The organism is Pseudomonas sp. DP-17, assembly GCF_022380625.1.
GTDB lineage: Bacteria > Pseudomonadota > Gammaproteobacteria > Pseudomonadales > Pseudomonadaceae > Pseudomonas > Pseudomonas nitroreducens_A.
Window position 1 is genome coordinate 299226 of record NZ_JAKSXG010000012.1, and the last position, 25391, is coordinate 324616.

Sequence of the window (25391 nt, forward strand, 5' to 3'; positions counted from 1 at the left end):
ACTCCACTTTTTTTGCACGAGCCGCTGAACGCGACCATGTCATTCCTGCTGCGTACCCTGCTGACTGCCGTCCTCCTGGGCGGCTCGCTCACCGGCCTGCCCGCGCTGGCCGCCGAATCCACCGTGCCGAGCGCCGAAAAGGTGCAGCAGAGCCTCGATGGCCTGGCCGACCGCAAGCTGGCCGACGCCGACGCCAAGCCGCTCAAGGCCAGCCTGGAAAACACCCTCAAGCTGCTGGCGGCCAAGGCTGACAGCGAGAAAGAGCTGGAGGAACTGAACGGCAGGCTGGCCGATGCTCCCAAGCTGATCAACGAGAACCAGAAGGCCCTCACCCGACTCAAGGCCAGCAGCGAGAAGCCGGCCAGCCAGCGCTACGGCAGCTACAGCGCCACCCAGCTGGAAATGCTCCTCAACGAGCAATCCACGCAGTTGGCCGCATGGCAGAAGGACATGATCGACGCCAAGAGCGAGATCCTCACTGCGCAGACCCGCCCCGAACGCGCCCAGGCCGACCTGAGCAAGAACCAGACCCGCCTGCTGGACATCAATACCGTGCTCAAGGCTGGCAAGGAAGGCGCCAAAACCCTGACCGACGAGCGCCGCAACGAGCTGCTGGCGGAACAGGCCGCGCTGACCGCGCAGAACCTGCTGCTGCGCAAGCAGCTGGCCGGCAACAACCTGCTGCTCGACCTCGCCTCCAGCCAGCGCGATCTGCTGGCCGAACAGATCGGTCGCGAGGAGCGCCAGACCCTCGAACTGCAGGCGATGATCAGCGACAAGCGCCGTGAGCAGTCGGAGAAGGCTGTCGCCGAACTGTCCAAGGACAGTAGCCAGGCCGCCGGCACCGACAGCCTGCTGAGTCAGCAGAGCGCTGCCAACCTCAAGCTCTCCGACTACCTGCTGCGCACCACCGACCGCCTCAACACCCTCACCCGGCGCAACCTGGAAGCCAAGCAGCAGCTGGATAACCTGACCCAGGGCGAGCAGGCCCTGGACGAGCAGATCAACGTGCTGCGCGGCAGTCTGCTGCTGTCGAAGATCCTCTACCAGCAGAAGCAGTCGCTGCCGGTGATCAAGACCGACCAGGACCTCGCCGACGAGATCGCCGACCTGCGCCTGTACCAGTTCGAGCTGAACCAGAAGCGCGACGAGATCAACAACACCCAGGTCTACATCGACAACCTGCTGGCCCAGCAAACGCAGGAAAGCGTCACCCCGCAACTGCGCCATGATCTCGGCGAACTGGTGGACACCCGCCTGGAGCTGATGGAGCGCCTCAACCACGAGCTGAACGCGCTGCTCAACGAAGCCATCACCCTGCAGCTGAACCAGAAGCAGCTCAAGGAAACCAGCGACAGCCTGCGCGCCACCCTCGACGAGCAGATGTTCTGGATTCCCAGCAACCGTCCGCTGGACCTGTCGTGGTTCAAGATGACCCCGACCCTGCTGCACCACCAGCTGGCCGAAGTGCCCTGGGGCTCCGGGGTGAAGGAGCTGTTCGAAGGCCTGATCGATCGTCCCTTCCTGTTCCTGCCGCTGCTCCTGCTGGTCGCGGGCTTGTTGTGGAAGCGCAAGTTCCTCTACGACAAGCTGGAGTCGCTGAATGACGACATCGGCCACTTCAAGCGCGACAGCCAGGCCCACACCCCGCTGGCCCTGCTGCTCGCCGTGTTGCTGGCACTGCCCGGCACCCTGGCGCTGGCCATCGCCGGCCTCGCGCTGCTGCTCGACGCCCGTGGGCAGAACGCCACCCTGGGCAGCGCGCTGCTGGAGATGGCGCAGGTCTGGCTGGTGTTCTACACCGCGCACCGCATCCTGCGTCCGGGCGGCATCGCCGAGCGTCACTTCCACTGGAGTCAGCCGCAGGTGCTGTTCCTCGGCAAGCTGATGCGCCGACTGGGCCTGGTGGTGATGTCGCTGGTCGCCGTGGTCACCGTCGCCGAGCACGCGCCGGCCTCCCTGGCCGATGACGTGATCGGCATTGCCGTGGTGCTGTTCGGCTACGGCGCCATGACCTGGCTGCTCGCCCAGCTGCTGTTCAACAGCCCATCCAGCGAGCGCCCGTCGATGATCAAGATGATCGTCGGCCTGGGCTTCACCGCCCTGCCGGTGGCGCTGTTCCTGGCCGTGGGCTTCGGCTACTACTACACCGCGCTCAAGCTCACCGACCGACTGATCGATACCCTGTTCCTGCTGATGTTCTGGATGGTGGTGGAAGCCACCTTCGTCCGCGGCATGGGTGTCGCAGCCCGCCGCCTGGCCTACCAGCGCGCCCTGTCGAAGCGGCAGAACGCCCCCAAGGAAGGCATCGAGGGCACCGAGGTGATCGAAGAACCGACCCTGGGCATCGAGCAGATCAACGACCAGTCCATGCGCCTGATCCGCCTGGGCCTGCTGATCGGTTTCGTGGTCACCCTGTACTGGGTATGGGCCGACCTGATCAGCGTCGTCTCCTACCTCGACAACGTGACCCTCTACCAGTACACCAGCGGCACCGGCGACACGGCGTCCACCACGCCGATCAGCCTGAGCGACTTCCTCATGGCGCTGGTGATCGCTGCCGTCACCGTCGCCCTGGCGCGCAACCTGCCCGGCCTGCTGGAAGTCCTGGTGCTGCAGCGCCTGACCCTGGCCCAGGGCAGCGCCTACGCCATCACCACCCTGCTGTCCTACACCATCAGCGGCGTCGGCATCGTCAGCGCACTGTCCACCCTCGGGGTGAGCTGGGACAAGCTGCAATGGCTGGTAGCCGCGCTGTCGGTCGGCCTCGGCTTCGGCCTGCAGGCGATCTTCTCCAACTTCGTTTCCGGCCTGATCATCCTCTTCGAGCGCCCGGTGCGGATCGGCGACGTGGTGACCATCGGCACCCTGTCGGGCACCGTCAGCCGGATCCGCATCCGTGCCACCACCATCACCGACTTCGACCGCAAGGAAATCATCGTTCCCAACCAGACCTTCATCACCGGCCAGCTGGTGAACTGGTCGCTGAGCGATACCGTAACGCGGGTGACCATCAAGATCGGCCTGGCCTACGAGAGCGACCTGCCACTGGCGCGCAAGATCATGCTCGACGCCGCCCACGCCAACTCCCGCATCCTGCGCGATCCGGAGCCGGTGCTGTATTTCACCACCATCAGCGCCAGCACCTTCGACTATGAACTGCGCTTCCACGTGCGCGAGCTGGGCGACCGCAACCCGGCGGTGGACGAAACCCTCACGCGCATCGCCCTGGCCTTCCGCGAGGCCGGCATCGACATGGCATTCAACCAGGTCGACGTGTTCCTGAAGAACTTCCAGGGCCAGGAAGCCCAGGTGATAGTCGGTCAGCAGTCGCCCGCTGCAGCGCCGGTGAAGCTGCCCGCGCCCCAGGACAAGCCCGGCGGCGACAAGGCCTGAGGGTGGACGCCTTCGGACAAGTCCGAGCACAATGCTCGGACTTGTCCGGAGTTAGATTGTGAAAAAGCTCGACGAACTGACCTTCGATAACCGCTTCGCCCGCCTGGGCGACGTGTTCTCCACCCAGGTTCTGCCCGATCCCATCGCCGACCCGCGCCTGGTCGTCGCCAGCCCCGCCGCCATGGCCCTGCTCGACCTCGACCCGAGCGAGGCGGACACCCCGCTGTTCGCGGAAATCTTCGCCGGCCACAAGCTCTGGGAAGAAGCCGACCCGCGCGCGATGGTCTATTCCGGGCACCAGTTCGGCTCCTACAACCCGCGCCTGGGCGACGGCCGCGGCCTGTTGCTGGGCGAAGTGGTGAACGAGGCCGGCGAGCACTGGGACCTGCACCTGAAAGGCGCCGGACAGACGCCCTACTCGCGCATGGGCGATGGCCGCGCCGTGCTGCGCTCGTCGATCCGCGAATTCCTCGCCAGCGAATACCTCGCCGCCCTGGGCATTCCCAGCAGCCGCGCACTGTGCGTCACCGGCTCCAGCACCACGGTATGGCGCGAGTCGAAGGAAAGCGGCGCCATGCTGCTGCGCCTGGCGCCCAGCCATGTGCGCTTCGGCCACTTCGAATACTTCTACTACACCAAGCAGGAAGAACACCTGCGCACCCTCGGCGAGTACGTCCTGAAGTCCTACTACCCGCAGTGCCTGGACGACGAGAAGCCCTACCTGGCGCTCTTCCGCGAAGTGGTCGAACGCAACGCCGAGATGATCGCCCTCTGGCAGGCCTACGGCTTCTGCCACGGGGTGATGAACACCGACAACATGTCGATTCTCGGCATCACCTTCGACTACGGCCCCTACGCCTTCCTCGACGACTTCGACGCCAACCACATCTGCAATCACTCCGACGACACCGGCCGCTACTCCTTCAGCAACCAGGTACCCATCGCCCACTGGAACCTCGCCGCCCTCGGCCAGGCGCTGACCCCCTTCGTCGAAGTGGACGATCTGCGCGCCACGCTGGACCTGTTCCTGCCGCTGTACCAGGCCCACTACCTGGACCTGATGCGCCGGCGCCTGGGCTTCACCACTGCCGAGGATGGCGACCTGGAGCTGGTACAGCGCCTGCTGCAGAGCATGCAGAAAGGCGCGGTGGACTACTCGCTGTTCTTCCGCCGCCTCGGCGAGCAGGCGCCGGAACAGGCGCTGGCCGTGGTCCGCGAAGACTTCGTCGACCTCGCCGGTTTCGACGCCTGGGCCGCCGACTACCGGGCCCGCGTCGAGCGTGAAGGCGGCAGCCAGGACGAGCGACGTGCCCGCATGCACGCCGTCAACCCGCTCTACGTGCTGCGCAATTACCTCGCCCAGGAAGCCATCACGGCTGCCGAAAAGGGTGACTACAGCGTCGTGCGCCGCCTGCATGAAGTGCTGAGCAAGCCCTTCGAAGAGCAGCCCGACGCCGAAGTCTTCACCCGCCGCCCGCCGGACTGGGGCAAGCACCTGGAGATCAGTTGCTCGTCCTGAGCCAGTTATAAGCTCAGCGAAAAGCGATCTAGCGGCGCCCCGGCCACATTGCTCCCGGTCATTGACCGGGGCCGGGCGCCACTCGCATCCTCGGGGCTTTCCGCCACAAGGACGCTCGAACAATGAAACCGGAAACCCTGGCCATCCACGCCGGCTACAGCCCCGACCCGACCACCAAGGCCGTGGCCGTGCCGATCTACCAGACCAGCTCCTACGCCTTCGACGACACCCAGCACGGCGCCGACCTGTTCGACCTGAAGGTCGCCGGCAACATCTACACGCGCATCATGAACCCCACCAACGCGGTCCTGGAGGAGCGCGTGGCCGCCCTGGAAGGCGGCGTCGCAGCACTGGCCGTGGCTTCCGGCATGGCCGCCATCACCTACGCCATCCAGACCGTCGCCGAAGCCGGCGACAACATCGTCTCGGTGGCCAAGCTCTACGGCGGCACCTACAACCTGTTCGCTCACACCCTGCCGCGCTTCGGCATCCAGACCCGCTTCGCGCCGCACGACGACATCGCCGCCCTCGAAGCGCTGATCGACGAGCGCACCAAAGCCGTCTTCTGCGAATCCATCGGCAACCCGGCGGGCAACATCGTCGATCTGCAGGCACTGGCCGATGCCGCGCACCGACACGGCGTGCCGCTGATCGTCGACAACACTGTCGCCACGCCGATCCTCTGCCGCCCCTTCGAACATGGCGCGGACATCGTCGTGCACTCGCTGACCAAGTACATCGGCGGCCACGGCACCAGCATCGGCGGCATCGTCGTCGACTCCGGCAAATTCCCCTGGGCCGACAACAAGGCGCGCTTCCCGCTGCTCAACACGCCGGATGCGTCCTACCACGGCGTCACCTACACCGAAGCCTTCGGCCCCGCCGCCTTCATCGGCCGCTGCCGCGTCGTACCGCTGCGCAACACTGGCGCCGCGCTCTCGCCGTTCAACGCCTTCCTCATCCTGCAAGGCCTGGAAACCCTCGCCCTGCGCATGGAGCGCCACTGCGAGAACGCGGTGAAGGTCGCCCAGTACCTGCAGGAGCACCCGCAAGTCAGCTGGGTGAAGTACGCAGGCCTCGCCAACCATCCCGAGCAGGAACTCGCGCTGCGCTACATGGGCGGCAAGCCGGCGTCGATCCTCTCGTTCGGCATCAAGGGCGGGCAGGAAGCCGGCGCGCGCTTCATCGACGCGCTCAAGCTGGTGGTGCGCCTGGTGAACATCGGCGATGCCAAGTCCCTCGCCTGCCACCCGGCCTCCACCACCCACCGCCAGCTCAACGACGAGGAACTGCAGAAGGCCGGTGTGCCGCGCGACATGGTGCGCCTGTCCATCGGCATCGAGCACATCGATGACATCCTCGCCGACCTCGCCCAGGCGCTGGACGCTGCCAAGGCCTGACACCCGTACCACGCTCGTTTCAACCGAACCGCCGGCCAGCTGCGCAGCAGACCGGCGGTTTTTTTCGCCTCGACCATACGGATCTGCCGAACGCGGCCGATAGCGACAAAGCGCGGTACGCCCGCCTGGCCCCCCAACAAGAACAATCTCCGAACGGCCTGACTTCACACAACCTTTCCTGGAGATCGTCAATGAACCGCTGGATTTCCGACTTGAGCGTCAACCTCAAGTTGGCCCTGGGCTTCGGCCTGGTGCTCGCCTTCACCGCCATCCTCGCCATCGTCAGCTGGGTCGGCCTGGGCTCGCTGATCGACCGCAGCAACTGGATGAGCGACATCACCGAGCTGAACTCGCGCCTCACCAAGCTGCGCATCACCCGCCTGCAGTACATGATCGCCGACGGCGCCGAGCAGGAAGCCGCCAACGTCATGAGCACCCTGGCCGACTTCAAGGCCCAGCAGCAGAAACTGCGCGCCTCCTTCGTCAGCTCCGAGAACGTGCGCATGCTCGACCAGCTCGGCGGCGTCATCGGTGACTATGAGAAATCCCTGGCCGCCATGCGCGCCGGCTACCAGAGTGCCAGCATCACCCGCCGGACCCTGCAGGACAACGCCGCGCGGGCCAACGAACTGACCGCTCGGATCCAGCAGGACATCCTCAAGGCCCCGGCCGACGAAGAGCGCGCCACCCGCTTCCAGGCCATCACCGGCACCCGCGAGGACCTGCTGCAGGCGCGCTACGACGTGCGCGACTATCTCGCCACCGCCCTCACCAGCAACGGCGAGGGCGTGACCCGCGGCCTCGACGAGAGCATCGCCGGCCTGCCTGCCCTTGAGAGCGTGCTCGGAGTTGACGAAGCGCAATACGTCCAGCAACTCGGTGCCGCCCTGCGCACCTACCGCGACGCCGTCGTCACGCTACGCCAGAACATGGCCGCGATCGTCCAGGCGCGCAAGGAGATGACCACCCAAGGCCAGGACATCGTCAAGATCAGCGAAAATCTCTACCAACTGCAGCTCGATCGCCGCGACGTAGAAAGCACCAAGGCTCGCAGCCTGCAGACCCTGGTCACCCTGCTCGCACTGGTATTGGGCAGCATCGCTGCGCTGATCATCACTCGCCAGATCACCCGTCCGCTGCACGACACCATGGCGGTGGTCGACCGCATCGCCGCCGGCGACCTGTCGCAGAGCATCCAGGTCAGCCGCCGCGACGAACTCGGCCGCCTGCAGCAGAGCATGCAGCGCATGAGTCAGAGCCTGCGCGAGCTGATCGGCGGCATCCGCGATGGCGTCACCCAGATCGCCAGCGCCGCCGAGGAACTCTCCGCCGTGACAGAGCAGACCAGCGCTGGCGCCAACACCCAGAAGGTCGAGACCGACCAGGTCGCCACCGCCATGCACGAGATGTCTGCCACCGTGCAGGAGGTCGCGCGCAACGCCGAGCAGGCCTCCCAGGCCGCCTCCGCCGCCGACCACCAGGCCCAGGACGGCGACCGCGTGGTGAACAAGGCCGTGGAGCAGATCGAACGCCTGGCGGAGGAAGTGGAGCGCTCTGCCGAGGCCATGCAGCGCCTTGAGCAGGAGAGCGAAAAGATCGGCAAGGTCATGGACGTGATCAAGTCGGTGGCCGAGCAGACCAACCTGCTGGCCCTCAATGCCGCCATCGAAGCCGCCCGCGCGGGCGAGGCCGGCCGCGGATTCGCCGTGGTCGCCGATGAAGTTCGCGGCCTGGCCCAGCGCACTCAGCAATCCACCGAAGAAATCGAAGCCCTGGTCGCCGGCCTGCAGAGCGGCACCCGCCAGGTCTCCAGCGTCATGCTCGGCAGCCGCGAACTCACCGCCAGCAGCGTTGCCCTGAGCCGCCAGGCCGGCGAGTCGCTGGGCGAGATCACCCGCACCGTCTCCAACATCCAGGCGATGAACCAGCAGATCGCCACCGCCGCCGAAGAGCAGAGCGCCGTGGCCGAGGAAATCAGCCGCAGCGTCGTGAACGTGCGTGATGTGTCAGAGCAGACCGCCTCGGCCAACGAAGAAGTCGCCGCCTCCAGCGTCGAGCTGGCCCGGCTTGGCGGGCAGTTGCAGACGCTGGTGAGTCATTTCCGGGTGTGAACCTGCGGCCGCCGCCCCACGGCGGCCGCTTTACCTGACGCGCTCGAAGCGCTCCCTGGGGCATTGCCCGGGATCATCTCGCAGGGCATCCACCTCCCCCAAAAGCGAACGGGAGAACTCGCCTGAACGCTCGACGCGACAATTGCCTGGCAGCCGGCTGCCGATAGCTGCCACCGTCGAGCAGCGAAGTTCAGTTAAGGAGTTGATGCGAAATACAGTAAGTGCCAGCAGATAACGCCCCGAGCAATGCTACTCATTTAAATCTTACTTGCCGCCCTTGCACAACTGGGGATGATATTTGCACTTATGGGCTCCCGTTGTTTCCTTGGAAGCGGCCGAGGCGGCAGAGGACATGGACAGTGCAGCGATACCGGAGAGGACAATGACAGCGGAAAGAAACGACGAAATGATAGTTTTCATTTTACCCTCTGATATTAAGGAGTGCGTTCAAGTTACCGCTCAACAGAGCGAGCATACTCAGCGTAAGAGCACAACCTGGCGGACAGAATGAGGATATCCCCTCGACAGGCATGGAAACGGGCAAAATTAATTAAGGAATATTCCGAGAGCCATCCATATCAATCAGCAGAACAAGCCGATCCTTTTCTGCACGAGGCGCCCGACTTACCAATCCAATTCACGGAATAACTAAAAAGGACAAAAACAGCGCGCAAGGAAAGATCTCCAATCAAACCCACCCCGAGCAAAGAACAAAAAATAGCCTTTATAAAATACAACTCACCATGACTTCGCTCGTAGCTCAGAGAATCCTGAAAGACCAGTTGATACTCAACTTTGACGAGCACGCTCACCCGCCCTCCCATTGATAATCTACCTCCTCGCCACCACCTAGCTCCCCATAGCCCGAGGAGCCCCGCCATGTCCGATTCCCTGATCATTCCCTGCCCCCACTGCAACGGCCTCAACCGCGTGCCCGCCGCACGCCTGGGCGATTCGCCCAGTTGCGGGCGCTGCCAATCGCCGATCGTGCTGGATACGCCATTCGACCTCGACGAAGCCGGCTTCGCCGCCCAGGCCAAGGGCGACCTGCCGCTGCTGCTGGACGTCTGGGCCGACTGGTGCGGGCCGTGCAAAGGCTTTGCGCCGGTGTTCGAGCAGGCCGCTGCGCGGCTGTCGGGTAAGGTGCGACTGGCCAAGCTGGACAGCGATGCCAACCCGAACCTCTCCACGCGCCTGGGGATTCGTTCGATTCCCAGCCTGATCCTGCTGCGCAACGGCCAGGAAGTGGCGCGCCAGAGCGGTGCCATGCCACTGCCGCAACTGCTGGACTGGCTCTCCCGCCAGGGCATCTGACGGCGAGCGTTTCGGTCAATCGGTGCGGTCATTGCCAGACCGCACATGCGGGCTAGGCTTGGGCAAAAAAACGGAGCACGCCCATGCCTTCCTATCCCGAAGACTTCATCCGCCAGCTCACCGAAGATCACATCGCCTTCGTCAAGCGCACCGGCCTCAAGGCCGAGGTGCTGGAAGCGGGGCATGTGCGCCTGCGCATGCCGCTCAAGGGCAACGAGAACCACATCCAGAACATGTACGCCGGCGCCTTGTTCACCGTGGCTGAATTGCCGGGCGGCGTGCTCATGCTGACCAGCTTCGACGCGCGGCGCTTCTACCCCATCGTCAAGGAAGCCGGCCTGCGCTTCCTGCGCCCCGCCGCCAGCGACGTGACGGTGGACGCCCGGCTCAGCGACGAGGAAATCCAGCGCATCGGTGAGGAAGCCACCCATCACGGCAAGTCCGAGTTCGTCCTCGACCTGCAATTGAAGGACGCGGAAGGCAACGTCGTCGCCGAAAGCCACGCCATCTATCAGCTGCGTAGCCGCTGAATCCGAGCCATTGCCCTGCATCAAGGTGAAATTTCCTACGTGGCGCGACAGTGGACGCGCCACAGAGGGAGCCCACCATGTACCGGAACCTGCTCGTCGCCCATGACCTCAGCGTCGAGGCGGATATCGCGGTGCGCCGCGCCGCGCAGCTGGCTAGCCAGCACAGTGCCAGCATCACGCTGCTGCACGTTATCGAAGAATTCTTTCCGGACCGCATGATGGCCACGGTACGCGAAGCTGCCGAAGTGGCGCTGCGCGATGCGGCTCGCGCCAGTGACATCACCGACTACCAACTGGTGATCCGCCAGGGCCGCGCTGCAAGTACCGTCACCCAGGCGGTACAGGAACTGGGCGCCGATCTCCTGGTGATCGGCGCGCACCACCAGCAGTTGCTGGAGCGCTTCGACGGCACCACCCTGGAGCGCATCGCCCGGCACTGCCGCGCGCCGATCCTGCTGGCGGTGGACGAATCCGCCAGGCCTTACGCGAAGGCGCTTTCCGGGCTGGACCTGTCGCACTGCGCCCGCCAGGCCTGGCGCGCCGGCTACAAGCTCCTGGCGCCCGAGGCCGAGCTGCTGGCGCTCAACGCCTACCAGCCAGGCAAGAAAGCCGGCCGCGCCGACAGCCACCTGGAGACCCAGCGCGAACTGCTGCGCCAGGCACTGCAGGATGAGCGCGCCCAGGTGCCGGCCACGGGGCCGCAACTGCTTTGTGCGGTGCAGCAGGGAACGCCCCAGCAGGCGCTGGAGACGGCATTACGGGAATGGACGCCGGACCTGCTGGTGCTTGGTAGCCGCAGTCGCGGCGCCATCGAGCAGGCCATGCTGGGCAGCTCGACGCGCTATTTCCTGCGCCGGCCACCCTGTGACGTGCTGATCAGCCAGTAACCGCTCAGGCTTCCAGCAGGCCGTGCAGTTCGACGAACTGCTGGGTCAGCTTGTGCCGCGGCTCCAGAAAGATCAGCGGGGTGCACGCCTGGTGCGACTCGCGCATCTTGACCGAGCTCATCAGGTACACCGGCAGCACCGGCAATTCCTCTTCCACCAGCTCATCCAGCAACTGCTGCGGCAGGGTGGCGCGCGGCTGGAACTGATTGACCACGATGCCCTCGACTTCCAGGTCCTCGTTGTGGTCTTCCTTCAGCTCTTCGATCTCCTGCAGCAGGCCATACAGTGCCTGGCGGGAGAAGCTGTCGCAGTCGAAGGGAATCAGGCAGCGATCCGCCGCGATCAGTGCGGAAACCGTATAGAAGTTCAGCGCTGGCGGGGTATCCAGGTAGATCCGGTCGTAGTCGTCGGCGAGCTCGTCCAGCAATTTGCGCAGCTTGTTGATCTTGTGCTTCTGCTCGAGCTTGGGCTGCAGGTCGGCGAGCTCCGGGCTGGCAGTGACAATGTGCAGGTTGTCAAAGGGCGTCTCGTAGATGTCCACCTTGCCCTTGCGACTGAAGGGCCCGGACGACAACGTCTGCTTGAAGAAGTCGGCGATGCCCACCGGCAGGTCCTCGCCGGTCAGGCCCGTGAGGTAATGCGTGGAATTGGCCTGGGCGTCCAGGTCCACCAGCAAGGTGCGGTAGCCCTCTGCCGCGCTCACTGCCGCCAGGTTGCAGGCGATGCTGGACTTGCCCACCCCGCCCTTCTGATTGAACACCACACGCCGCATGAGCCGTCCCTCCAGGAACCAATCGAGTGCCGATGGATTCTATGCAAAGCCCATGACAAGGGCGAGCACCCTTCGCCACACGACCGCTCGGCGGCTCCCGGCGATTGCTCCGAGCTTCGTAACAGGCGCGAGGGTAAATTGAGAACCTTCCTAAGCCTTTGTAAGCAAAAGTTTGCTTGACCTCGGAACGACCGGGATAATACCGGCATTGCGCCATGGCACGTGTCGACGAAGCCCTTGGTGGACCAGGGAAGACTCATTTGCCGACAGGAACGCCCCCAAGGGCCCACAAGAGCTCGCAGCGTGATTCAATTCGATATCGACCAGTGGAGCGCCTGGGCTCCCGGCCTGTCCACGGTCTCCGACTGGCAGAGCTGGGTACGGGAAGAGCGCCTTCCCGATTCCATCACCCAACCGGATGTCGCCTTTCTCCCCGGCATGCAGCGCCGCCGCCTCAGCCCACTGGCGCGGATGGTGTTCAGCGTCGCCTGGCCGTTGGCGGAAGGCCGCCCGCCGATGCCGCTGGTCTTCGTGTCCCGCCACGGGGAAACCGGCCGCAGCCTGGAACTGCTGCGCGAGCTGGCCGTCGAACAACCACTGTCGCCGACCCAGTTCAGCCTTTCCGTGCACAACGCGGTAATCGGCCTGTGGTCGATCCTGCGGCAGGACACCAGCGAAATGACGGCGATCGCCGGCGAACGTGACGGTTTGGAACACGGTCTGCTGGAAGCCGTCGCGCTGCTCGCCGAAGGCGCCCCGGAAGTCCTGCTGGTGGTGACCGAAGAGGCGCTGCCGGAGCTGTATCTGCCCTGGGTCGATGACGTGCCCTTCCCCTATGCCGTGGCCCTGCGCCTGAAGGCCGGCAGCGAATGGTCGCTGGCACTCGGGGAAAACGGCACGGCCCTTGCTCCGCCGTCCCACCCCAATGCCCTGAACCTGGTGCGCGCGCTGATCGAACGCACCGGCCTGTTCCACCACCCCTGGAAGAAGCGTCTATGGACCTGGCAACGCAACCACTGAGCAAGCGCGCCGACGCTTGGCTGTGGCGCCTGTTCGCCACCGGCCTGTGCTTCGCCCTCTTCGGTATCGGCGGCCTGCTGCTGCGGGTGCTGGTATTCCCGCTGCTGGCCCTGTTGCCCGGCGATGCGCTGCGCTGCCGCACCCGCGCACGCCAGACGGTAAGCCGGCTGTTCTGGCTGTTCGTGCAGATCATGCAGCGCAGCGGCGTCCTGACCTTCGAAGTGGCAGGCGTCGAGCGCCTGGGCCGGCCAGGGCAGATGGTGATCGCCAATCACCCCTCGCTGATCGACGTGGTCTTCCTCATCGGCCTGATCCGCGATGCCAACTGCGTGGTCAAGCAGAGCCTGTTCGCCAACCCCTTCACCCGTGGCCCGGTGACGGCGGCGCAATACATCAGCAACAACGGCAGCATGGACATGTTCGATGAGGCCGTGGAGGCGCTGCAGCGGGGGCAGACGCTGATCGTCTTCCCCGAGGGCACGCGCACCACACCGGGTGCGGCTCCGCAATTCCATCGTGGCGCAGCATCCATTGCCCTGCGCGGCGCCAGCATCATTACCCCGGTGACCATCACCGTGACCCCGACCACCCTGACCAAGGCCGAGCCCTGGTACAGCATTCCCGCTCGCCGCGTGCATTTCCGCCTGCGCGTGGGCGACGACATCGATCCGCGCGAATTCGCCAGCCAGGGGCCGGCCCCGGCCGCCTCGCGTCGGCTCAATGCCTTCCTGCACCAGCATTTCATCAAGGAGCTCGCAAGAGATGAGCGATCTGCAACTGGAGATTAAACAGCTGATCATCGATGCCCTCGGCCTCGAAGATATCGGCCCTGACGACATTGGCGCGCAGGACGCGCTGTTCGGCGAGGGCCTCGGCCTGGATTCGGTGGACGCACTGGAACTGGGCCTGGCCATCCAGAAACGCTACGGCATCAAGATCGACGCCGATGCCAAGGACACCCGCCAGCACTTCGCCAACGTGGCAAGCCTGGCGGCCTTCGTGACTGCCCAGAAAGCCGCCTGAGATCGCCAACCATGCAAACCCGTGAGGACATTTTCAACACCCTGCGCGACGCCCTGGTCGAGCTGTTCGAACTGGAGCCGGAGCAGGTCAGCCTCCAGGCCAACCTCTACGAGGACCTGGAGATCGACAGCATCGACGCCGTCGACCTGATCGACCACCTCAAGCGCCACACCGGCAAGAAGATCGCCGCCGAGGAGTTCAAGTCGGTGCGTACCGTCGGCGATGTGGTCGAAGCGGTCTATCGCCTGGCCAACCCATGACACGCCTGGTCGGGCTCGGCCTGCTGCTGGCCGGGCTGCTCTACCCGTTCGCGATCTACTTCGGCATCGATCACCTGTCGCCGAAATTCTTCGCGCTGCTGCTGGGCGGCCTGTGGTTCGCCCGCGGCCTGGGCAGCGGGCAACGCCCCGGGCAACGCTGGATGGCGCTGGCCGCCGTGGCCTTCTGCATGCTGCTGTGGTTCCTCAACGAGCCGCACCTGCTGCGCTGGTACCCGGTGCTGATCAGCGCAGGCCTCTTGAGCCTGTTCGCCCTCAGCCTGAAATTCGGCCCGCCGCTGGTGGAGCGCCTGGCCCGCCTGCGCGAGCCGGATCTGCCACCCCATGCGGTGCGCTACACGCGCCGGGTGACCCAGGCCTGGGTGCTGTTCTTCCTGGGCAACGGCCTGATCGCCGCGGCCCTCACCCTGTGGGCGCCGCTGGCCTGGTGGACGCTGTACAACGGCCTGATTTCCTACCTGCTGATGGGCGTGCTGTTCGCCGTCGAGTGGCTGGTGCGGCAACGGGTCAGAGGTCAAGGATGAAACCGATTTCCCTCGCCCGGTTGCTGCTGGAACTGCCTGCCGGACGCTTGCTGGCATTGGAACCGACGCTGCTCGCCGGCGACTTCGTGCAACGCGTCTGCGCAGCCGCCGGCGCGCTGCGCCAGCGTAATGTTCGGTGCGTGGCAATCCACCTGGAAGATGCCGCCGAATTGGCCGTCGCCCTCTACGCCGCCTGGCTCGCCGGCGCCGAAGCCATACTGCCGGCGGACAACCTTGCCCACAGCCGCGAGCGCCTGGCCGCCCAGATCGACGCCTGGATCGGTGACCAGCCCGGCGAGCTGCAGATTGCCGAGCTGAACGGCCCTGAGCTGCAACCCGCCGAGCTTGACCTCGACGCCTGCCGCCTGGTGCTCAGCACTTCCGGCTCCACCGGCGAGCCCAAGCTGATCGGCAAGTCACTGCGCCAGCTGAGCAACGAGGTTCAGGTACTGGACAACCTCTGGGGCGCCGAACTGGGCGATGCGCGCATCCTCGGCAGTGTCGCCGCGCAGCATATCTACGGCCTGTTGTTCCGGGTGCTCTGGCCACTGTCCGCCGGCCGCGCCTTCCTCCGTCGGCAGATCGCCTTCCCCGAAGACCTGCAACGCCACAGCCTCGACCAGCCACGCTTCGCCTGGATCGGCAGCCCGGCGCTGCTCAAGCGCATGGGCGACAACCTCGACTGGCCGGCGCTGCGCCGGGTAGTGCGGGTGTTCTCCTCCGGCGGCCCGCTGCCGGCCGAAGCCGGCGAACTGCTGCACGAGCGCCTCGGCCAGGCACCCACGGAAATCTACGGCAGTTCCGAGACCGGCGGCATTGCCTGGCGCCAGGGCGGCCAGCTCTGGCAGCCGTTCGAGGGCGTGGTATTGAGCCAGGACGAGCATGGCGCGCTACGCATCGAATCGACCTACCTGCCGCCCGGCGCAACCGAGCAGACCGCCGACGCCGCGCGCCTGTGCGCCGACGGCCGCTTCGAGCTGCTGGGGCGGTTGGACCGCATCGTCAAGCTGGAAGAAAAACGCATCTCCCTGCCGCAGCTGGAAGCGGCGCTGGCCAAACATCCCTTCGTCAGCGAAGCACGCCTGGGCGTGGTGCAGGAAAACCGCGCCAGCCTCGGCGCGCTGGTCGCCCTGAGCGACGCTGGCCTGCACGCACTGCGTAACGGCGGCCGGCGCGCACTGACCCAGCGCCTGCGCGAGCACCTCGCCGGCCACTGCGAGGCTCTCGCCCTGCCGCGCCGCTGGCGCCTGCTGCGACGCCTGCCGGGCAATGCCCAGGGCAAGTTGCCGCAAGGCCTGGTGGACGAACTGCTGCACGCCCCACGCAGCCTCGCCCCAGAGGTCCTGGCGCATAATGAAGTCGACGGCGAACAGCACTTCCAGCTGGAAATCCCGCCGGACCTCGCCTGCTTCCCTGGCCATTTCCTCACCGCACCGGTACTGCCCGGCGTGGTGCAGGTGCAGTGGGCGCAACAGTTGGGCCGTCAGGTACTGCAGCTGCCGCCGCGCTTCGGCGGCATGGAAGTGCTGAAGTTCCAGCAACTGCTGCGGCCCGGCGATATCTGCCAACTGGCCCTGCGCTGGGACGCCGCGCGCGGCAAGCTGTACTTCGCCTTCACCCGTGGCGAAGCGGCCTGCTCTTCCGGGCGCATCCTGCTGGGGGCGCACGAATGAGCCCCAAGCCCTGCGCAGTGATCCCGGTGTACAACCACGAGCATGCGCTGCCCAAGGTCGTGGCCGAACTACTCGCCACCGGCCTGCCCTGCGTGCTGGTGGACGACGCCTCCAGCCGCGAGTGCGCAGTGGTGATCGACCGGCTCGCCGAAGTCCGCGACACCTTCCTGGTGCGCCTGAGCGTGAACCAGGGCAAGGGCGGCGCGGTGATGGCCGGGCTGCGCGAAGCTGCGCGCCTGGGCTTCAGCCACGCGCTGCAGGTGGACGCCGACGGCCAGCACGACCTGGGCGACGTGCAACGTTTCCTCGACGCATCACGCGAGCGCCCCGAGGCCCTGATCTGCGGTTATCCGCAGTACGACGAGAGCGTGCCCAAGGGCCGTCTCTACGCGCGCTACCTGACCCACATCTGGGTGTGGATCAACAGCCTGTCGCTGTCGATCCGCGACGGCATGTGCGGCTTCCGCGTCTATCCGCTGGGCCCCACGCTGGAACTGATCGACAGCGCAAAGCTGGGCAAGCGCATGGACTTCGATCCGGAAATCCTCGTCCGCCTGGCCTGGCGCAACCAGCCGATGCATTGGCTGCCGACCAAGGTGCACTACCCGCTGGACGGTCTCTCGCACTTCCGCCTGTTCCACGACAACGCCCTGATCTCCTCCATGCACGCCCGGCTGTTCTTCGGCATGCTCTGGCGCTCGCCGGCCATCCTCTGGCGCCGCCTGCGGAGCGCCGCGTGAGCGCCCAGCACTGGGCGCAACAGCGCGAGCGCGGCAGCCTGCTGCTGATGCGCTTCACTGCCTGGGCGGCGCGAACCCTCGGCCGTCGCCTGCTGTCGCCGCTGCTGCACCTGATCGTGCTGTACTTCTTCCTCTTCGGCGGCCGTGCGCGCCGCGCCATCGGCGAGTACCAGCAGCGCCTGGCACAGCACAGCGGCGACGCTTCGTTGCGCCCGAGCACTGGCCGCGTGTTCGGCCAGTTCATGGCCTTCGCCGACGCCATTCTCGACAAGCTCGATGTCTGGGCCGGTCGCCTGGACCTTTCCAGCATCGAACTGAACGACCCGCACAACCTGCGCGCGCAACTGCGCAGCGGCCGTGGCCAGATGCTGGTGGGCGCGCACCTGGGCAACCTCGAAGTCTGCCGCGCGCTGGCCGAACTGGGCGAAAAGGTACGCATGAACGTGCTGGTGCACACCCGCCACGCGGAGCAGTTCAACCGGCTGCTGGGCGAGTCCGGCGCCAGCCACCTGCGGCTGATCCAGGTGAGCGAGCTGGACCCGGCGATCATGCTGCAGCTGTCCCAGCGCCTGGATGCCGGCGAGTGGCTGGCGATCGCCGGCGACCGTATTCCGCTGCACGGCGGGCGCAACGTCGAAGTCGATTTCCTCGGCGCCCAGGCCGCCTTCCCGCAGGGGCCCTGGCTGCTCGCCGGGCTGCTGCAATGCCCGGCCAACCTGATGTTCTGCCTGAAGGAAGAGGGCCGCTACCGCGTGCACCTGGAGCCCTTCGCCGAACACATCCAGTGGCGCCGCAGCGACCGCGCCGAGGTTCTCAAGCACTGGACCCAGCGCTACGCCCAGCGCCTGGAACACTACTGCCTGCGCGCGCCGCAGCAGTGGTTCAACTTCTACCCGTTCTGGAAAGCCCATGACGACAGCCACTGAAGCGCCGGTTTTCGGCCAAGGCCACCTGAGCATCGAGCAGATAGTCGCCCTCGCCGAGCGCCGCGTGGAAAGCCGCCTGGACGACGACGCCGGGTTCCGCGCGCGGATCGCCCGCGGCGCGCAGTTCCTCGACACCCTGCTGGACATGGAAGGCGTGATCTACGGCGTGACCACCGGCTATGGCGACTCCTGCGTGGTGGCCGTGCCGCTGGAGCACGTCGAGGCGCTGCCGCAGCACCTGTTCACCTTCCACGGCTGTGGCCTGGGCAAGCTGCTGGAGCCGGCCGCCGTGCGCGCCGTGCTCGCCGCGCGCCTGCGCTCGCTGAGCCATGGCGTTTCCGGTGTACGCCTGGAGCTGCTGGAACGCCTGCATGCCTTCATCGAACACGACATCCTGCCGCTGATCCCGGAAGAGGGCTCGGTGGGTGCCAGCGGCGATCTCACGCCGCTGTCCTATGTCGCCGCGACCCTCGCCGGCGAGCGCGAAGTGCTGTGGCGCGGCGAGCGGCGCAGTGCTGCCGAGGTCCACGCCGAGCTGGGCTGGCAGCCGCTGGTGCTGCGGCCCAAGGAAGCGCTGGCGCTGATGAACGGCACGGCAGTGATGACCGGCCTGGCTTGTCTCGCCTATTCGCGCGCGGACTACCTGCTCAAGCTGGCCACGCGCATCACCGCGCTGAACGTCATTGCCCTGCAGGGCAACCCGGAACACTTCGACGAGCGCCTGTTCGCCGCCAAGCCCCATCCGGGGCAGATGCAGGTCGCCGCGTGGATCCGCCAGGACCTCGCCATCGGCGCGCCGACGCCGCCCCTGCACCGCCTGCAGGATCGCTACTCGCTGCGCTGCGCTCCCCATGTGCTCGGCGTGCTGGCCGACAGCCTGGGCCTGCTGCGGCAATTCATCGAGATAGAACTGAACAGCGCCAACGACAACCCGATCATCGACGCCGAGGACGAGCGCGTACTCCACGGCGGGCACTTCTACGGCGGGCACATCGCCTTTGCCATGGACAGCCTGAAGAACCTTGTCGGCAACGTCGCCGACCTGCTCGACCGACAGCTCGCACTGCTGGTGGACAGCCGCTACAACCACGGCCTGCCAAGCAACCTCTCGGGTGCGCCGGCCGAGCGCGCCATGATCAACCATGGCTTCAAGGCCGTGCAGATCGGCGCCAGCGCCTGGACCGCCGAGGCGCTGAAAAATACCCTGCCGGCGAGCGTGTTCTCGCGCTCCACCGAGTGCCACAACCAGGACAAGGTGAGCATGGGCACCATCGCCGCGCGCGATGCCCTGCGTAGCCTGGAACTGACCGAGCAGGTCGCCGCCGCCGCCTTGCTGGCCGCGCAACAGGGCGTCTGGCTGCGCTGTGGCGAAGCCGATGCGCGCCCGTTACCGGCACCGCTGGGTGTCATGCACGAACAGTTCGGCCGAGACTTCCCGCCGCTGATCGAGGACCGCGCCCTGGAAGGCGAACTGCGCCTGTGCCTGGAGCGCATCCGCGCCCGCCATTGGAGGCTCTATGCGTAAGGCCGGGGTACTGCAGGCCGAGGTGGAAATCCTCGTGCCGTTCTTCGACGTCGACATGATGGAAGTGGTCTGGCACGGCCACTACGTCAAGTACCTGGAAGTCGCGCGCTGCGCCCTGCTCGACAAGCTCGACCACAACTACTCGCAGATGCGCGATGCCGGCTACGCCTGGCCGGTGATCGACCTGCAGCTGCGCTACGTGCGCGGCGCACGCTTCGGCCAGCGCATCAGCGTGCGCGCCGACCTGGTGGAGTGGGAGAACCGCCTGAAGATCAACTACCTGATCAGCGATGCGCAGACCGGCGAGCGCCTGACCCGCGCCAGCAGCACGCAGGTGGCGGTAGCGATCGCCAGCCGCGAGATGCAGATGGTCTCGCCCGCCGTGTTCGTCGATGCCGTGCAGCGCGCGCTGGAGGCCGAAGCATGCTGAAGCGTGCCCTGCTCGTCTGCAGTCTCCTGACTCTGTTCATCAAGAGCATCCCCCTGGCCCACGCCTTCGACCTGCCGCAACTGGCCGCACAACTCGGCAAACCGGCGGTGGTGCGCGGCGAGTTCGTCCAGGAAAAGCACCTGCGCTCGCTGCCGCAGCCGCTGGTGAGCAAGGGCCACTTCGTCCTCGCCAAGCAGCACGGGTTGCTCTGGCTGTTGCAGACGCCGCTCAAGCAGGACTACCGCATCGACGACCAGGGCATCGCCCGGCGCGACGCCAACGGCTGGCAGCCACTGCCGCAACGCAGCGCCAGCGCGCAGCAGAATCGCCTGTTCCTCGCCGTACTGGAAGGCGACAGCAGCGGCCTGCAGCGCGACTTCGACCTCGCCCTGAGCGGCGAGGCGAACGACTGGAAACTCACCCTGACCCCGCGCGCGGTGCTGCTCAAGCAGATCTTCGACAGCATCGAGATCGCCGGTGGCGAGCTGGTGCAGCGCATCGAGCTGCACGAAGCCCAGGGCGACCGCACCGTGCTGCGCATGAGCAGCAGCCAGCCCGGCGACAGCCTGACCGATACGGAGCGCAGCGACTTTGCCCGCTGATCGGCCGCAGTGGCTGCCGCGCCTGGTGATCGCCGGGCTGCTGGCGCTGCTCGCCCTCGCCGCCTGGCAATGGCGCGGCGCCGCGCCGCTGAGCACCGACCTGCTGGAACTGGTACCCGGTGGCAGCCGAGATGCCCTGCAGAAGCAGGCCGAGCAGCGCATGCAGGAGCCGCTCAACCGCGAGCTGCTGGTGCTGGTCGGCTACCCCGAACGCGACACCGCCATCGCCCACGCCCGCGAACTGGCCGAACGCTGGCAAGCCAGCGGCCTCTACGAGAAGGTGCAATGGGGCGTACAGGCGGACCTGCCGGCCCTGCGCGAACAACTGCGCGCAGGCCGCCTCGCGCTGCTCAATGCCGAAGACCGCCGCCAGCTCGCCGATGAGCCCGCCGCCTTCGTCCAGCAGCGCGTCGAACAGCTCTTTGATCCCTTCTCCGGCTTCGGCCTGCTGCCCAACGACCAGGACTGGTTCGGCCTGGCGCTGCGCATCCAGCACCATCAGCCGCTGACGGCGAAGGTGCAGTTGGACATCGGCAGCGGCGCGCTGGTCGCCGAAGCCGATGGTCGCAGCTGGGTGCTGCTACGCGCCCGCACCCGCGCCGATGCCTTCGACATGAACCTGCCGCGCGCCGTCGCCGCGCAACTCGCCGAGGCGCGACAGCAGCTGGCTGCCGGCGGCGGACAGATGGTCGCCGCCAGCGGCCTGCTCTATGCTGCCGACGGCCAGCGCCAGGCCAGCCGCGAGATGACCTGGGTCGGCGGTGGCGCCGCGCTCGGTACCCTGCTCCTGCTGCTGCTCGCCTTCCGCCGGGTGCGCGCGCTGCTGGCCTTCCTGCCGGTGCTGGTGGGTGTGCTGGCCGGCGCCACCGCGTGCATCGCGCTGTTCGGCAAGATCAACCTGCTCACCCTGGTATTGGGCGCCAGCCTGATCGGCGTGGCCTCGGATTACCCGCTGCACTATCTGTCCAAAGCCTGGACGGCCGCTCATTGGCAGCCGTGGCACGCGCTGAAGCGCAGCCAGCGCGGGCTGTTCCTCAGCCTCGCCACCAACCTGATCGGCTACCTCGCCCTGGCCTGCACGCCCTTCCCGGCGCTGACCCAGGTGGCGACCTTTTCGGTCGCCGGCCTGCTCGCCGCCTACCTGTGCGTCATCGGTCTGCTGCCGCTGCTGCTGCGCGGCGATGCCATCGCGCCGCAACCCTTGCTGCTGGCGCTGGGGGAGCGCCTGATCGGTCTTCGCCAGTCGCTGCTCCAGCGCACTGGCAGTTGGCCGTTGCTCGCGGTGGTCGCGCTGTTCTGCGCCGGCGGACTGTGGCAACTGCAGGTGAAGAACGACCTGCGCCAATGGCTGGGCGCCAAGCCGCAGTTGCTCAGCGAGGCCCAGGCCGCCGCGCGCATCACCGGCTACCAGCCCACCAGTCAGTTCTTCCTGGTCCGCGCCAGCGACGAAACCCAACTGTTGCAGCGTCAGGCCGAACTGGCCGCGCGGCTGGATCGACTGGTCGCCTCCGGCCAGCTCAAGGGCTATCTCGCGCTCAACCAGTTTCTCGCCACCGCGCAGCAGCAACAGCAGGCCCGAGAGGCCCTGCGCCAACTGCCGCAACACTGGCAGGCGCTGATCGACCTGGGCATTCCGCAAGCCGCGCTACAAGCCGAACTGGACCAGTTGGAGAAACTTCCCCCGCAATCCCTGGGCCAGGCCCTGCAAGGCCCGCTGGGCGAGCCCTGGCGGCCCCTGTGGCTGGGCACGGTGGATGATGGTGTGGCTGGGCTGGTGAGCCTGCAGGGTCTGTCCGATGCCGGCGTGCTGGCCGAGCAGGCCAAGGGGCTGGAAGGCGTGCAGCTGGTGGACCGCCTCGGCGAGCTGAACCGCCTGTTCGCCGCCACCCAGGTCAGCGCCACCGAACTCAAGCTGCTCTCCTGCGTGCTGATCTTCGCCCTGCTGCTCAAGCCCTTCGGCCCGCGCGGCGCGCTGCGCATCGTCCTGCTGCCGCTGTTGGCGGCGCTGTGCAGCCTTGCCAGCCTCGGCTGGCTGGGCCAGCCGCTGACGCTGTTCAGCCTGTTCGGCCTGCTGCTGGTGACCGCCATCGGCGTGGATTACACCATCCTCATGCGCGAGCGCGTCGGCGGTGCGGCAGTGAGCCTGGTGGGTGTGCTGCTCGCGGCCATCACCACCTGGCTGTCGTTCGGCCTGCTGGCGCTGTCGGCCACCCCCGTGATCAGCAACTTCGGCCTGGCCGTGGGCCTGGGTCTCGCGTTCTGTTTCCTGTTCTGCCCCTGGGCACAGGCAGGCACCCGAGAAGGAACTGCGGCATGCTGACGATCCTTTTCTGGCTGGCCATGCCGCCGCTGTTCGCCCTGGCGGTGATCGGCGGGCGACGCCTGCGCCTGCTGCCCATCGTCAGCCAGTTGCTGGTGGCCGGCCTGCTGTTGCCGCTGTTGTTCGTGGCCCTGCAGAGCCAGGGCTTCGAGGTGCGCACACTGGTCGCCGCGCCCTGGCTGCGGCCGCTCTACGACATCGGTTTTGCCCTGCTGCTGGGACACATCCTGAGTGACGTGATCGACCTCGACCTCAGCCGCCAGAGCCTGAAGATCGCCCTGCCCAGCTTCGCCGTGCCGCTGGCCTGCGGCATGGCCAGCGCGTGGTGGCTGCTGGGCGTGCGCGAGGGCATCAGCGTGCTGGGCATCGGCCTGCTGTTCGCGATCACCGCGATCCCGGTGCTCTACCTGTTCCTGCGCAACATCAACTACCCCGAGGATGCCACCCGCCGCCTGATGCACGCGGCGGTGCTGATGGACCTGTGGTGCTGGAGCCTGTTCGGCCTGGCCCAGGGCAGCAGTGATCCGTCGAAGTTGGTGTGGCCGCTGCTGGCGGGCGCGGTTCCGTTGCTGCTGCGCCTGCTCGGCGTGCGCCAGCACCTGGCCTACAGCCTGCCGTTCTTCGGCCTGATGATCGCCTTCCAGCACTGGCACCTGAACACCCTGGTGTTCGCCATCACCTGGCTGATGGCCCAGGCCGCAGTGCGCCAGCCGTTCCGCCTGCCGGTCCCGCCACGCGTGGCGCTGGCCTTGCAGAACACACTGCTGGTGCCGCTGGTGCTGGCCTTCGGCATCCTGCAGATCGATTTCCACAACGCCCTCTCCGGCTATTCCTGGCTGTATCTCGGCGCGCTGCTGGTACTGCCGGTGCTCAGCAAGCTGGCCGGCAGCTGGCTCGGCCTGCGCTGGGCGCTGCCGGGCGCGAGCCGTGGCGAGCTGTGGAAGGAAAGCCTGCTGCTGAACATTCGCGGGCTGACCGAAATCGTCTTCCTCAACCTGTTGTTCCAGCAGGGCCATATCGACTCGCTGCTGTATTTCAGCCTGCTGCTGATGAGCCTGTTCGCCACCCTGCTGCCCGCTTTCTGCGGCGTGCGCCGTCCGCGCGCCGCCATCCAGCCTGACTCCGAGGACCAGGCACCGGCAAGGAGCCCTTCTGATGCCCGCCCCTGAACTGCAACAACGCACCGTCGTCGTCATCGGCGCGGGCCCTTCCGGCGCCATCGCCGCCGCCCTGCTCAAGCGCAAGGGCCACGACGTGCTGGTGCTGGAGCGCCAGCGCTTCCCGCGCTTCTCCATTGGCGAGAGCCTGCTGTCGCACTGCCTGGACTTCGTCGAGGAAGCGGGGATGCTCGATGCAGTGTTCGCTGCCGGCTTCCAGACCAAGCACGGCGCGGCCTTCGGCTGGGGCGAGCGCTACACCGCGTTCGACTTCCGCGACAAGTTCACCGATGGCAAAGGCTCGACCTTCCAGGTCCAGCGCGCACGCTTCGACCAGTTGCTGGCCGACCAGGCCGAGTTGCAGGGTGTGGAAATCCGCTACGAGGAAGAGCTCATCGCCGCCGATTTCGCCGTCGGCTGCCCGCGCCTGCGCGTGCGCCGCCTGGACGGCAGCGAATACGAGGTGGAGTGCGCCTTCGTCCTCGATGCCAGCGGCTACGGCCGGGTGCTGCCGCGCCTGCTCGACCTCGAAGCACCGTCCGGCTTCCCGGTGCGCCGCGCGGTGTTCACGCATATCGAGGACCGCATCGACGCGCCGGAATTCGACCGCGAGAAGATCCTCATCAGCATCCACCCCGAAGAGCGCGGCATCTGGTACTGGACCATCCCCTTCAGTGATGGTCGCACCTCCGTCGGCGTGGTTGCCGAGGACCGCCACTTCGAAGGCAAGCTGGACGACCTGGATGCGTGCCTGAGAGGCTTCTTCGACGCCGCGCCGAACCTGCGCCCGCTGCTGAGGAACGCCGTGTGGGATACGCCGGCGCGCACCCTGGGCGGCTACTCGGCGAACGTCAAGCGCCTGGCCGGTCCGGGCTTCGCCCTGCTGGGCAACGCGGCGGAATTCCTCGACCCGGTATTTTCCTCCGGCGTCACCATCGCCATGCGTTCTTCCAGCATGGCGGCCAACCTGCTCGACCGTCAGCTCAAGGGCGAGACGGTGGACTGGGAAACCGACTTCGCCCAGCCGCTCAAGCGCGGCGTGGATACCTTCCGCGCCTACGTCGAGGGCTGGTATGACGGCAGCTTCCAGGACGTGATCTTCTACGAGAAGGCCGACCCGGAAATCCGCCGGATGATCTGCTCCATTCTTGCCGGTTACGCCTGGGACACGCGCAATCCCTTCGTCGCCGAACCGCAGCGCCGCCTGCGGGTGCTTTCCGAAATCTGCGCCAGCTGAAAAGGAC

The 25391-nt window shown here is 66.6% G+C and carries 22 protein-coding genes; 21 read left to right on the forward strand and 1 reads right to left on the reverse strand.

Features of this window, described 5'->3' with window-relative positions:
- The first annotated feature begins 36 nt into the window (after positions 1-36).
- The 7 genes from mscK (at position 37) to MJ122_RS19960 (ending at position 11157) form a co-directional block, all read left to right on the forward strand.
- Positions 37-3396, forward strand: coding sequence for a mechanosensitive channel MscK (gene mscK / locus MJ122_RS19930; RefSeq protein ID WP_088416114.1), 3360 nt, complete (start codon positions 37-39; stop codon positions 3394-3396).
- Positions 3397-3454: 58 nt separating this feature from the next.
- Positions 3455-4915, forward strand: a complete 1461-nt coding sequence (locus MJ122_RS19935; RefSeq protein ID WP_239745801.1) for a YdiU family protein — start codon at positions 3455-3457, stop codon at positions 4913-4915.
- A 122-nt stretch (positions 4916-5037) separates the two neighbouring features.
- Positions 5038-6315, forward strand: a complete 1278-nt coding sequence (locus MJ122_RS19940) for a bifunctional O-acetylhomoserine aminocarboxypropyltransferase/cysteine synthase (protein ID WP_017520474.1) — start codon at positions 5038-5040, stop codon at positions 6313-6315.
- Positions 6316-6506: 191 nt separating this feature from the next.
- Positions 6507-8426, forward strand: a complete 1920-nt coding sequence (locus tag MJ122_RS19945; protein ID WP_239745802.1) for a methyl-accepting chemotaxis protein — start codon at positions 6507-6509, stop codon at positions 8424-8426.
- An 879-nt stretch (positions 8427-9305) separates the two neighbouring features.
- Positions 9306-9740 (forward strand): thioredoxin TrxC, encoded by a 435-nt coding sequence (gene trxC, locus MJ122_RS19950; protein ID WP_239745803.1) that lies wholly within the window; start codon positions 9306-9308, stop codon positions 9738-9740.
- An 83-nt stretch (positions 9741-9823) separates the two neighbouring features.
- Entirely contained in the window at positions 9824-10270 is a 447-nt protein-coding gene (locus tag MJ122_RS19955) for a YiiD C-terminal domain-containing protein (protein ID WP_088416109.1), read from the forward strand.
- A 77-nt stretch (positions 10271-10347) separates the two neighbouring features.
- The gene (locus MJ122_RS19960; protein ID WP_239745804.1) at positions 10348-11157 is read left to right on the forward strand and encodes a universal stress protein; all 810 of its coding nucleotides are present in this window, start codon (positions 10348-10350) and stop codon (positions 11155-11157) included.
- A 4-nt stretch (positions 11158-11161) separates the two neighbouring features.
- Here MJ122_RS19960 and MJ122_RS19965 read toward each other — a convergent pair whose 3' ends face one another.
- Positions 11162-11929, reverse strand: a complete 768-nt coding sequence (locus MJ122_RS19965; protein ID WP_088416107.1) for a ParA family protein — start codon at positions 11927-11929, stop codon at positions 11162-11164.
- Between the two features lie 303 nt (positions 11930-12232).
- On the opposite strand from MJ122_RS19965, the gene MJ122_RS19970 reads away from it, so the two are divergent.
- From MJ122_RS19970 to MJ122_RS20035, 14 genes are read left to right on the forward strand one after another with little or no spacing between them, the layout of a single operon-like run.
- Positions 12233-12949 carry a beta-ketoacyl synthase chain length factor gene (locus tag MJ122_RS19970; RefSeq protein WP_239745805.1) on the forward strand — a complete coding sequence of 239 codons (717 nt, stop codon included), beginning with the start codon at positions 12233-12235 and terminating at the stop codon, positions 12947-12949.
- Positions 12925-13737, forward strand: a complete 813-nt coding sequence (locus MJ122_RS19975) for a lysophospholipid acyltransferase family protein (protein WP_239745806.1) — start codon at positions 12925-12927, stop codon at positions 13735-13737. Before MJ122_RS19970 ends, MJ122_RS19975 begins: the two co-directional genes overlap by 25 nt.
- The gene (locus MJ122_RS19980; protein WP_017520482.1) at positions 13712-13972 is read left to right on the forward strand and encodes a phosphopantetheine-binding protein; all 261 of its coding nucleotides are present in this window, start codon (positions 13712-13714) and stop codon (positions 13970-13972) included. The genes MJ122_RS19975 and MJ122_RS19980 overlap by 26 nt, the downstream gene beginning before the upstream one ends.
- A gap of 11 nt (positions 13973-13983) precedes the next feature.
- Positions 13984-14232, forward strand: coding sequence for an acyl carrier protein (locus MJ122_RS19985; protein ID WP_017520483.1), 249 nt, complete (start codon positions 13984-13986; stop codon positions 14230-14232).
- The gene (locus MJ122_RS19990) at positions 14229-14774 is read left to right on the forward strand and encodes a hypothetical protein (protein WP_239745807.1); all 546 of its coding nucleotides are present in this window, start codon (positions 14229-14231) and stop codon (positions 14772-14774) included. Before MJ122_RS19985 ends, MJ122_RS19990 begins: the two co-directional genes overlap by 4 nt.
- Positions 14771-16447 (forward strand): AMP-binding protein, encoded by a 1677-nt coding sequence (locus MJ122_RS19995; RefSeq protein WP_239745808.1) that lies wholly within the window; start codon positions 14771-14773, stop codon positions 16445-16447. Before MJ122_RS19990 ends, MJ122_RS19995 begins: the two co-directional genes overlap by 4 nt.
- Positions 16444-17187 carry a glycosyltransferase family 2 protein gene (locus MJ122_RS20000; protein ID WP_239745809.1) on the forward strand — a complete coding sequence of 248 codons (744 nt, stop codon included), beginning with the start codon at positions 16444-16446 and terminating at the stop codon, positions 17185-17187. Before MJ122_RS19995 ends, MJ122_RS20000 begins: the two co-directional genes overlap by 4 nt.
- 47 nt (positions 17188-17234) lie before the next feature.
- Positions 17235-18113, forward strand: a complete 879-nt coding sequence (locus MJ122_RS20005; RefSeq protein WP_239745850.1) for a glycosyl transferase — start codon at positions 17235-17237, stop codon at positions 18111-18113.
- Entirely contained in the window at positions 18097-19638 is a 1542-nt protein-coding gene (locus MJ122_RS20010) for an aromatic amino acid ammonia-lyase (protein WP_239745810.1), read from the forward strand. The genes MJ122_RS20005 and MJ122_RS20010 overlap by 17 nt, the downstream gene beginning before the upstream one ends.
- A complete protein-coding gene (locus tag MJ122_RS20015; RefSeq protein WP_239745811.1) occupies positions 19631-20068 on the forward strand; it encodes an acyl-CoA thioesterase in 438 nt (145 codons plus the stop codon). Before MJ122_RS20010 ends, MJ122_RS20015 begins: the two co-directional genes overlap by 8 nt.
- Positions 20062-20670 (forward strand): outer membrane lipoprotein carrier protein LolA, encoded by a 609-nt coding sequence (locus MJ122_RS20020; RefSeq protein ID WP_239745812.1) that lies wholly within the window; start codon positions 20062-20064, stop codon positions 20668-20670. The genes MJ122_RS20015 and MJ122_RS20020 overlap by 7 nt, the downstream gene beginning before the upstream one ends.
- A complete protein-coding gene (locus MJ122_RS20025; protein ID WP_239745813.1) occupies positions 20660-22990 on the forward strand; it encodes an MMPL family transporter in 2331 nt (776 codons plus the stop codon). Before MJ122_RS20020 ends, MJ122_RS20025 begins: the two co-directional genes overlap by 11 nt.
- Complete coding sequence (locus tag MJ122_RS20030) at positions 22984-24159, forward strand: sodium:proton antiporter (protein WP_239745814.1); 1176 nt, start codon at positions 22984-22986, stop codon at positions 24157-24159. The genes MJ122_RS20025 and MJ122_RS20030 overlap by 7 nt, the downstream gene beginning before the upstream one ends.
- Positions 24146-25384, forward strand: a complete 1239-nt coding sequence (locus MJ122_RS20035; RefSeq protein ID WP_239745815.1) for an NAD(P)/FAD-dependent oxidoreductase — start codon at positions 24146-24148, stop codon at positions 25382-25384. Before MJ122_RS20030 ends, MJ122_RS20035 begins: the two co-directional genes overlap by 14 nt.
- Positions 25385-25391: the final 7 nt, after the last annotated feature.

Bases quoted from the DNA above. Each gene is read 5' to 3' on its own strand.
- mscK (WP_088416114.1), top strand. From the start codon at position 37: ATGTCATTCCTGCTGCGTACCCTGCTGACTGCCGTCCTCCTGGGCGGC.
- MJ122_RS19940 (WP_017520474.1), top strand. From the start codon at position 5,038: ATGAAACCGGAAACCCTGGCCATCCACGCCGGCTACAGCCCCGACCCG.
- MJ122_RS19945 (WP_239745802.1), top strand. From the start codon at position 6,507: ATGAACCGCTGGATTTCCGACTTGAGCGTCAACCTCAAGTTGGCCCTG.
- trxC (WP_239745803.1), top strand. From the start codon at position 9,306: ATGTCCGATTCCCTGATCATTCCCTGCCCCCACTGCAACGGCCTCAAC.
- MJ122_RS19955 (WP_088416109.1), top strand. From the start codon at position 9,824: ATGCCTTCCTATCCCGAAGACTTCATCCGCCAGCTCACCGAAGATCAC.
- MJ122_RS19960 (WP_239745804.1), top strand. From the start codon at position 10,348: ATGTACCGGAACCTGCTCGTCGCCCATGACCTCAGCGTCGAGGCGGAT.
- MJ122_RS19965 (WP_088416107.1), bottom strand. From the start codon at position 11,929: ATGCGGCGTGTGGTGTTCAATCAGAAGGGCGGGGTGGGCAAGTCCAGC.
- MJ122_RS19975 (WP_239745806.1), top strand. From the start codon at position 12,925: ATGGACCTGGCAACGCAACCACTGAGCAAGCGCGCCGACGCTTGGCTG.
- MJ122_RS19980 (WP_017520482.1), top strand. From the start codon at position 13,712: ATGAGCGATCTGCAACTGGAGATTAAACAGCTGATCATCGATGCCCTC.
- MJ122_RS19985 (WP_017520483.1), top strand. From the start codon at position 13,984: ATGCAAACCCGTGAGGACATTTTCAACACCCTGCGCGACGCCCTGGTC.
- MJ122_RS19990 (WP_239745807.1), top strand. From the start codon at position 14,229: ATGACACGCCTGGTCGGGCTCGGCCTGCTGCTGGCCGGGCTGCTCTAC.
- MJ122_RS19995 (WP_239745808.1), top strand. From the start codon at position 14,771: ATGAAACCGATTTCCCTCGCCCGGTTGCTGCTGGAACTGCCTGCCGGA.
- MJ122_RS20000 (WP_239745809.1), top strand. From the start codon at position 16,444: ATGAGCCCCAAGCCCTGCGCAGTGATCCCGGTGTACAACCACGAGCAT.
- MJ122_RS20005 (WP_239745850.1), top strand. From the start codon at position 17,235: ATGCGCTTCACTGCCTGGGCGGCGCGAACCCTCGGCCGTCGCCTGCTG.
- MJ122_RS20010 (WP_239745810.1), top strand. From the start codon at position 18,097: ATGACGACAGCCACTGAAGCGCCGGTTTTCGGCCAAGGCCACCTGAGC.
- MJ122_RS20015 (WP_239745811.1), top strand. From the start codon at position 19,631: ATGCGTAAGGCCGGGGTACTGCAGGCCGAGGTGGAAATCCTCGTGCCG.
- MJ122_RS20020 (WP_239745812.1), top strand. From the start codon at position 20,062: ATGCTGAAGCGTGCCCTGCTCGTCTGCAGTCTCCTGACTCTGTTCATC.
- MJ122_RS20030 (WP_239745814.1), top strand. From the start codon at position 22,984: ATGCTGACGATCCTTTTCTGGCTGGCCATGCCGCCGCTGTTCGCCCTG.
- MJ122_RS20035 (WP_239745815.1), top strand. From the start codon at position 24,146: ATGCCCGCCCCTGAACTGCAACAACGCACCGTCGTCGTCATCGGCGCG.